Genomic DNA, 8497 nt, shown 5'->3' with positions numbered 1-8497 from the left:
GCGCACGCAGCCAGGTCACCTGGACCCAGGTCGACACCGGTTCGGCGATCACGTGGAAGTACCCGTCCTGCGTGCTGCTCGGCGACGACTCGGTGGGCGAGTTCCACTCGGTGGCGCTGACCCATCACCGCCAGCAGGCCGATACCGGCACCAAGATGATCCACATCGGCAAGCGCACCAAGAGCAAGATCGTCAGCAAGGGCATCAGCGCCGGCCGCGGCCAGAACACCTACCGGGGCCTGGTCAAGGTGGACCGCAATGCCGACGGCGCGCGCAACTACACCCAGTGCGACTCGCTGCTGATCGGCAAGAAGTGCGGTGCACACACCTTCCCGTACATCGAGGTCAAGAACCCGAGCGCGACGGTGGAGCACGAGGCGACCACCTCCAAGATTTCCGACGACCAGCTGTTCTATTGCCGCGCACGCGGCATCGACCAGGAGAACGCGGTGTCGATGATCGTCGACGGCTTCTGCAAGCAGGTCTTCCGCGAGCTGCCGATGGAATTCGCGGTGGAAGCCAAGAAGCTGCTGGAAGTCAGCCTGGAAGGCTCGGTCGGATGAAGACCCTCCTCGCTCTCGTCCTGCTGCTGGGTGCCACGTGTCCGGCGTTCGCGCAGCGCGCCGACTGCAACCCGGGCGGCAACCAGATGGAACTCAATGCCTGCGCCGCGCAGGAACTGCAGCGGGCCGACGCCGCGCTCAACGCCGTGTATCGCCAGGTGCTGGCCAAACACGCCGGTGAAGCGGTCGCGCTGGAGAAGATCAAAGCCGCCCAGCGGTTGTGGATCCAACTGCGCGACGCCGACCTGGAGGCGCGTTATCCGGTGGGCAAGGACGAGAACCCGCGCGTCCTGTACGGCTCGATGTACCCGATGCTGTATGCCGGCTACAAGGCCGCGCTGACCGAAACCCGCACCACCTACCTGCGCAACGAATTCCTGGAGCGCAGCGAATACGACCTCTGAGTCGCGCTGCACGCCCAAATCCCTATCTGACAAGACGACTATTGCAATGTTGAAGATCGACAACCTGCACGCCCGCATCGGCGACAAGGAAATCCTCAAGGGCCTGTCGCTGGACGTGAAGCCCGGCCAGGTGCACGCCATCATGGGCCCCAACGGCGCCGGCAAGTCCACCCTGGGCAACGTCCTGGCCGGCCGCGACGGCTATGAGGTCAGCGAAGGCAGCGTCCAGTTCGAGGGCGCCGACCTGCTCGAGCTGGCCCCCGAAGAACGGGCTGCCGCCGGCCTGTTCCTGGCCTTCCAGTACCCGGTGGAAATCCCCGGGGTGAACAACACCTACTTCCTGCGTGCCGCACTCAACGCGCAGCGCAAGGCACGTGGCCAGGAAGAACTGGATTCCATGCAGTTCCTCAAGCTGGTGCGGCAGAAGCTGGCCGTGCTGCACCTGAAGGACGAACTGCTGCACCGGGGCGTCAATGAAGGCTTCTCCGGTGGCGAGAAGAAGCGCAACGAGATCTTCCAGCTGGCGGTGCTTGAGCCGAAGCTGGCCATCCTGGACGAAACCGACTCCGGCCTGGACATCGACGCGCTCAAGAGCGTGGCCGACGGCGTCAACGCACTGCGCTCGCCGGACCGCTCGTTCCTGGTCATCACCCACTACCAGCGCCTGCTGGACTACATCAAGCCGGACGTGGTGCACGTGCTGGCCGACGGGAAGATCGTGCAGAGCGGCGGCCCGGAACTGGCACTGGAACTGGAAGCCCACGGCTACCACTTCCTGAAGGACCGCGTGGTGCCGGAGGCAGCGGTCTGATGAGCGCACTGCTCGATTCCCTCGCCAGTGGCTTCTGCGGCAGCGACGCCCGTCGCGCCGAGCTGGATGCCGCGCTGCAGGCCGGCCTGCCGGGTCCGCGCACCGAAGCCTGGAAGTACACCTCGCTGCGCCAGCTGGAACGCCGCAGCTTCCGCCCGGCGCCGCTGGCCGCCGCCGAGGTCGACCCCGCGCTGCTGGCCGACGTGCCGTCGCCGCGCCTGGTGTTCGTCAATGGCCGCCCCTCCGCGGCGCTGAGCGAGCTGGGCGACCTGCCGGCCGGCGTGCAGCTGCAGACCCTGTCCGCGGCCCTGGCCGGCGGCGAAGACGCGCTGCGCTTCCTCGGCCGCCGTTTCGAGCGCAGCGACGAGATCTTCGCCCGCCTCAACGCCGCCCTCGCCGATGAAGGCGTGCTGGTGCGAGTGGACGACAAGGCGCAGATCGACCTGCCGCTGCAGCTGGTGTTCGTCAGCGTGGCCGGCAGCGCCGACCTGGCCTGGCACCACCGCCACCTGATCGAACTGCGCGCCGGCGCCTCGCTCGGCGTGATCGAGCACCACCTGCATGTGGGCGATGTCGCCCACCTGGGCAACACGCTGGTGCATGTGCACCTGGCGCAGGACAGTGTGCTGGCCCACGCCCGCGTGCAGGCCGATGGCGTGCGCGCCACCGCGCTGCTGCGCACCGACGCCGTGCTGGCCCGCAACGCCCAATACCGCCGCATCGACCTGGAGCTGGGCGCGGCACTGAGCCGCCACGAGCTCAACGTGCGCCTGGAAGGCGACAACGCCCAGCTGACCGCCAACGGCGTGCTGCTCGGCAATGGCCGCCGCCATGTCGATACCCGCCTGGGCATCGACCACATCGCGCGTGATACCGCCTCGGAAATGCTGTGGCGCGGCGTGGCCGCCAACCGCAGCCGCGTGGTCTTCCACGGCGGCATCCACATCCGCGAAGGCGCCGATGGCACCGACGCCAACCTGTCCAACAAGAACCTGCTGCTCTCGGCCGATGCCGAGATCGATACCCAGCCCACGCTGGTGATCGACGCCGACGAGGTGAAGGCCGCGCACGGTGCCACCGTGGGCCAGCTCGACGCCAATGCGCTGTTCTACCTGCGCTCGCGCGGCCTGCCCGCCGACCAGGCGCAGCAGCTGCTCAGCGCGGCGTTCTGCCACGAACCGCTCAAGGTGCTCGACGCGCGCCTGACCGGGCAGCTCGCCCGCCACCTCGACCGCGCCCTGGCACAGGCGGGCGTGGCATGAACCTGTCCACGCCGCGCCCGGTCGTGCCCACCGGCAGCGCCCCCGACTGGCCGCGCGTGCGCCTGGACTTCCCGCTGCTGATGCGCGAAGTGCACGGCAAGCCGCTGGTGTACTTCGACAACGCCAACACCGGCCAGAAGCCGGTGCAGGTGATCTGCGCGGTGGACGAGTTCTACCGCCGCTACAACGCCAACGTCAGCCGTGCCGTGCACGCGCTGGGTACCGAAGCCACCGACGCCTACGAGGGCGCGCGTGCGAAGCTGGCACGCTTCCTCAACGTGCGCGCCAGCGAGCTGGTGCTGTGCAGCGGCACCACCTTCGCGCTCAACCTGGTGGCCTACTCGTGGGCGCTGCCGCGCCTGAAGGCCGGCGACGTCATCCTGGTCTCGCGCATGGAGCACCACGCCAACATCGTGCCGTGGCAGCTGGTCGCCCAGCGCACCGGCGCGACCATCCGCGTTGCCGAGATCACCCCGGAAGGCGCGCTCGACCTGGACGCCCTGCGCAAGGCCATGACCCCCGAGGTCAAGCTGCTTGCCGTCGCCCACGTCTCCAACGTGCTGGGCACGGTAAATCCGGTCCGCGAGATCTGCCGGGAAGCGCGCAAGCGCGGCATCATCACCGTGGTGGACGGCTCGCAGGCCGTGCCGCACCGCAAGGTCGACATCGCCGCGATCGGCTGCGACTTCTACGCCATCACCGGCCACAAGATGTGCGGCCCCACCGGCACCGGCGCCCTGTGGGCCCGACGCGAGCACCTCGATGCCATGCCCCCGTTCCTGGGTGGCGGCGAGATGATCAAGGAAGTCAGCTTCGAGGGCACCGTGTTCAACGACGCCCCGCACAAGTTCGAGGCCGGCACCCCCAACATCGCCGGCTTCATCGGCCTGGGTGTGGCGGTGGACTACCTGGAAACGCTCGGCCTGGAGCACGTGGAAGCGCGCGAGGCCGACCTGCTGGCGCACTTCACTGAAGAGCTGAACAAGATCGACGGCCTGCGCATTTTCGGCACCACGCCGGACAAGGCAGCGGTGGTGTCCTTCCTGATCGACGGCGCCCATTCGCACGATCTGGCCACCCTGCTCGACCTGGAAGGGGTCGCTGTGCGCTCCGGCCAGCACTGCGCGCACCCGCTGCTGCAGTACTACGGCGTGGCGGCCACGTGCCGTGCTTCGCTCGCGTTCTACAACACGCATGATGAAATCGAGCGCTTCATTGCGGCGTTGAACAAGGTGCGCAAGTTGCTGGGGTGATGCGTCGGCGAGTACTGGGCGCCAGAGAAAACGCTGCGGGAGATCGCGGCGTTTTTTTTGCCATTGCCTCTGCACCGTGGCCAGCCCGCGCCGCCATGTCACCGTTCAATAGTGACGCTCTCGAGGACACCCATCCGGCCTGAATCAACCGGATCTGCGTGAGCGTTGCGGACACCCGTCTGATTCCAATGAAAGACACCGGTTGCCCGGACATACATCGCGTTGTCAGGCGCAGCCTTGAACGACACCGCTCCCATGCCCGGACTCGTTCCTCGATAGATCACCAGTGAACTGGACGAGTCCCGCATGTCCAGCGCCTCACGCGTAGGAAAGACAAGAACGGCGTCGTTGACCTCATCCACCCATACGCCCACCGATATCTTCATTCCGTCGAATCGATCCGGTGCAGCAAGCACGCTGGTCAGGCTGGTCATGCAGGTCGGCGGGCCATCGCCATTTCCCTGCATCCTGCATGCCGCAGGCGCCTGACTGCTCTCCCCGCCCGCCGGTAGATACCCGCATCCGGGAAGTGCGACGAAACCTGCGGCGAGCAGGAACAGGCGAAGGCAGGGCGTCATCATGGGGTCGGCATCCTCAATCCTGGCAATCAGCCAGCGGGAAGCAATTCCGCTGATCCATACGGCGGAAACATCAGCTGAGAATGATCATACGGTGCCGCTCGGGTCGTAGTGGACATCTCCCGACAGCGGTGCCACGCCGCCATTCCAATGACTCAGCCGGTCATGAACGCTGCCACAGTAAAAGCAACAACCGTAATCGCCAACAACGCGCGTATTGCAGCCATCTCGCCGCGAACCTGACGCAGCGCGTGTAACGGCACCCGCTTCTCCAACCCCAGTACCACCGTCAGGTACGTTGCCTGCCCATGCAGGCCCAGGGATTCTGGACAGCCCAGATGCTTCCATAGCGCTGGATAGAGCCGAGGAAAGCGCCTGGTAAACCTGAAAAACGTGATCAGGTAGAAAAAAACAGACACAAACGCCACTAGAAAAACGATATTGATCATCATGGTAATTTCCCTGGCGCAGCCCCAATTTCACACATCCCGACACGCGCTGTCGCCCGCGCGCGCCTCGCGCATGACGACGGCAGCACGCTACAACCGCAGCATCGTGACGATTCCATACACAATCAAAACTGCGTATGTAGCCACAACGCCTCTCAGCACCCACCGCGTTCTGGCAGGGACGCTCAGCCCCTGCTGCGTCATTGCGAGCGCGAACACGCCACGCAGGCACGCAAACCACCAATCCACGTTCTGAATACCAACCCTGCGTAACACGTTCGGGTGTGACTTATCCATCCTCACAAGAAGGACGTGCGCGGCAATACCGTTAACCCACGCGGCCAGCCCCACGATCACGAGCATCATGGAGATCGCCCCATCAACCCCATTCATTTCCCAGCTCCCTGTCAAATCCACGATTCTTACCGGCACCATAGAACATGACCCCCAGATGGAGGACCCGCCAGATGAACAGCATAAATACTCCCCAGTCCATACGGCGGGATCTGCTGCGCACCACACCGATCGTCGCCGCCCCCACCGCGAATAAGTGCTGCAGCGCTGGCCGCGTTACTACCAGGGTGGCGGACGCGGCTGCTCAGAAGGGCTGGGTTCCACGCGCCGACAGGCACAGACGCTTGGCCGTGTGCGCGACCGTCCGGGCGCACGTTGTCATGTCGAAGCCACAGCTATCCGCCTCCAGAAACCTGTCATCGGACCCGACAATTGCGAAGTAGACCCGCTGTCTGGTGGGCTCGATGGTGCCTGCGCCAGCAACACGGACCACGTCTACTATCCGCACGCTGCAATCCAATGGTGCGGCAGTGGAGCGCAGCACGTCTGCCACCGACATCGCATAGTCAATCGCCAGCGGGTTACCCGGCTGTTGATTGATCACATTGACATCTGCGGCCCGCTCCGGTGTGCAGGCGCTTGCGAAAATCGTGCAGAAGGCCAGGCTGCCCACGCACCCAGTCAACGCACCCACCCGGGACAAGATACCGGCTGATTCGCCAGACCCACCCAACTCGGAAACCCTTGGAAACTTGCGCATCGTAGCTACCTGCTCCGGAACGTGACCGATCGACTCCACCCGTGCGCCCCTCGAACCGAGGTTTCCCTGCAGGGCCCATCCAGTACGGACAACCCTGCTACTCCTGCAGATTCTTACAGGCGGAACGGGCGAGATCGGCTGCCTTGGCTGCGCAATCTCCAACACCATCGGAGCATGTCTCAGCGGCTACGAACCGGTTCTGCCCATCAGCCACCACGTAGTAGAACCTATCCCCCGTCTTCCCGTCAGCCGAGCGCTCGATCTGAGATGCAATCAGATTCACCTTGATTCCAGGACCACCCACCCGGCCGTCTGATTCCAGACGACGGAGAAGCTCCACCTCAAACTTCTGCGCGCTGCCACTATGCGGCTGATGATTCAGCACATCAAAATCGCACGCCGGCCTGCTTACGCACCCCGACGTTCCGCAGATGATCGCCAACAGCACCGCACTCCGAGTCAGGCTGACGTCCACACTGGTCTCCATAGGCAAAAAGCCACGTGGACGTATCCGAGAACTGCCGATCAAGCCGCTTGGCATCAAGCCTCCCTTCGATGCTATGGAATCCCTTGAAGTCTCTCAGATCAAGTTTCGAAGTGCCTTCATTGGACCCGCCTCGGTCCGCCATGAAATATGCGTTGGTGTACCCATCCTTTGGTACGGACGTTTTACCCCCCCCAGGCACGCAAATCACCCATCCACCTTCTGAACACCAACCCTGCATAGCGTATTCGGGTTTGACTTTCCACGACTCCTACCAACGACCATCCAGGGTGAACGCTATTCGCCGGATGCCGCCCCTTGGCTGGCGGGCTTGAGCATAAAGCGCGCGGCAACAACTCCAACATAGAACGTGATCCCCAGATAGGGGACCAACCAGATGAACAGCAGGAACATTCCCCGGTCGACAAGCCGGGATCTGTTGCGCACCACACCGATCGTCGACATCACCATTGCGAAGACGGAGCTGAGCAGAAACACGGCCATTACGCAGCCGACAACAGTTTCGCCCACCTTTCCTTCATCACCTCTACCCACGGCAGCAATAGCGGCAAGACTTGCAAGGAATGACCCCAATGAAATGACGGATAGCGATGCCGCCAGCCTGCAGCTCTTGGCCACGAAATCCACGGACTTATCCATCACCTTCCTTCAGCGTACGAGAAGGCTCCTTTGAATCCAGCCAGCCCTTCCAAAGCGGATGACCTGAGCAGAAAACGGCTGGTCATTACAGAGCAATGCAATGGAAGCGTGCTACCCAGAATTTTCATCATCAACACCAATTCTCTCCATCTGAGCTGCAAAGTCATCCAGCAACGAAATGATCTCGGCATCTCCATAGCTGGATGAAAGTGACAGATGGCTGGACTGGTGCTCCGCAATCAACTCCAGCTGCGTCTGGAGTTCGTATAACAGCTCGGATCTTTCGCCCGAGTACTCGTCAGGGATCTTTCCCTCAATGATCGCATTGTCAACAATGCGTTGCAGCACAACGTAGTTACACTGCCCTTTCACTACGCTCTGCAGACACTCGAAGATAGTGTTCCAAATTTCCATGGAAGCCTCACTTCTTCTTGTTCATGAATTCTGTCCCCTTGTCCATAACGGTTACGACACTTCCCTTTGGATTTGTAACTACAGTTACACCTCGCCCTGTTGGTGATGCAGGAAGGTCATGTTTTGTTATACCGGTAGCATGGTTCAGAGTGCGATGACCAGAAACGGCAGCGGCCTCCATAGATTCATATGTAACATTCTTGTCGCGCGTCTGCAGCCTCTCATTTGCATGCCGCGTCACCTCGCGAGGATATGGGTTTGCTCTAGCCTTATCGGCGGACACACTGATGTCTCCGCTACTATTCTTCATAGCGCCAGAAGATGAGGATTCAGAAGAGACCCCATCTCCAACCCGCTGAGATCTGGCAGCCAATCCAGCAACTGCCCTGACAACTGGACCTCCTGGCAACGCAGCTGTTGCCACAGCAATTGCATATGGTTGCATTGGCTCATATACAACGCCATTCCCCGCCGACGTCCCCCCGGCTTGAGTAGTGGGCGGGTTTAGAGTCCGGTGCTGATGGTATCTCTCTTTCCAGCCAACTGTGCGGCGTACTGGGCGGGC

11 protein-coding genes are annotated in these 8497 nt (G+C 62.7%); 5 read left to right on the top strand and 6 right to left on the bottom strand.

What is annotated here, in order from left to right:
* From ACPEH1_RS20145 to ACPEH1_RS20125, 5 genes are all read left to right on the top strand, one after another.
* Positions 1-563 (top strand): SufD family Fe-S cluster assembly protein (locus ACPEH1_RS20145; protein WP_423716287.1); only part of this gene is annotated, 563 nt, incomplete at its 5' end.
* A complete protein-coding gene (locus ACPEH1_RS20140; RefSeq protein ID WP_136006578.1) occupies positions 560-967 on the top strand; it encodes a lysozyme inhibitor LprI family protein in 408 nt (135 codons plus the stop codon). The genes ACPEH1_RS20145 and ACPEH1_RS20140, both read left to right, overlap by 4 nt.
* Positions 968-1013: 46 nt before the next feature.
* Positions 1014-1778 (top strand): Fe-S cluster assembly ATPase SufC, encoded by a 765-nt coding sequence (gene sufC, locus ACPEH1_RS20135; protein WP_017356439.1) that lies wholly within the window; start codon positions 1014-1016, stop codon positions 1776-1778.
* On the top strand, positions 1778-3040 hold the full coding sequence (sufD, locus tag ACPEH1_RS20130; RefSeq protein WP_153164523.1) for a Fe-S cluster assembly protein SufD: 1263 nt from the start codon (positions 1778-1780) through the stop codon (positions 3038-3040). Before sufC ends, sufD begins: the two co-directional genes overlap by 1 nt.
* Complete coding sequence (locus ACPEH1_RS20125; RefSeq protein WP_423716286.1) at positions 3037-4293, top strand: cysteine desulfurase; 1257 nt, start codon at positions 3037-3039, stop codon at positions 4291-4293. Before sufD ends, ACPEH1_RS20125 begins: the two co-directional genes overlap by 4 nt.
* A gap of 98 nt (positions 4294-4391) precedes the next feature.
* Here the strand turns inward: ACPEH1_RS20125 and ACPEH1_RS20120 are convergent, their stop codons facing one another.
* The 6 genes from ACPEH1_RS20120 to ACPEH1_RS20095 form a co-directional block, all read right to left on the bottom strand.
* Entirely contained in the window at positions 4392-4874 is a 483-nt protein-coding gene (locus ACPEH1_RS20120) for a hypothetical protein (protein WP_423716285.1), read from the bottom strand.
* A 152-nt stretch (positions 4875-5026) separates the two neighbouring features.
* Positions 5027-5323, bottom strand: a complete 297-nt coding sequence (locus ACPEH1_RS20115) for a hypothetical protein (protein ID WP_313241942.1) — start codon at positions 5321-5323, stop codon at positions 5027-5029.
* Positions 5324-5918: 595 nt separating this feature from the next.
* The gene (locus ACPEH1_RS20110; protein WP_192813873.1) at positions 5919-6374 is read right to left on the bottom strand and encodes a hypothetical protein; all 456 of its coding nucleotides are present in this window, start codon (positions 6372-6374) and stop codon (positions 5919-5921) included.
* Between the two features lie 97 nt (positions 6375-6471).
* Positions 6472-6849: a hypothetical protein gene (locus ACPEH1_RS20105; RefSeq protein WP_154081174.1), complete on the bottom strand. Its 378-nt coding sequence runs from the start codon at positions 6847-6849 to the stop codon at positions 6472-6474.
* A 306-nt stretch (positions 6850-7155) separates the two neighbouring features.
* A complete protein-coding gene (locus ACPEH1_RS20100; protein WP_423716284.1) occupies positions 7156-7518 on the bottom strand; it encodes a hypothetical protein in 363 nt (120 codons plus the stop codon).
* Positions 7519-7629: 111 nt separating this feature from the next.
* Entirely contained in the window at positions 7630-7932 is a 303-nt protein-coding gene (locus tag ACPEH1_RS20095) for a hypothetical protein (RefSeq protein WP_423716283.1), read from the bottom strand.
* Positions 7933-8497 lie beyond the last annotated feature (565 nt).

Source organism: Stenotrophomonas sp. NPDC077421 (assembly GCF_049545505.1).
Lineage (GTDB): Bacteria > Pseudomonadota > Gammaproteobacteria > Xanthomonadales > Xanthomonadaceae > Stenotrophomonas > Stenotrophomonas nematodicola.
Note: the sequence above shows the minus strand (reverse complement) of the source record. Positions and strands in the feature narration are given on the sequence as shown.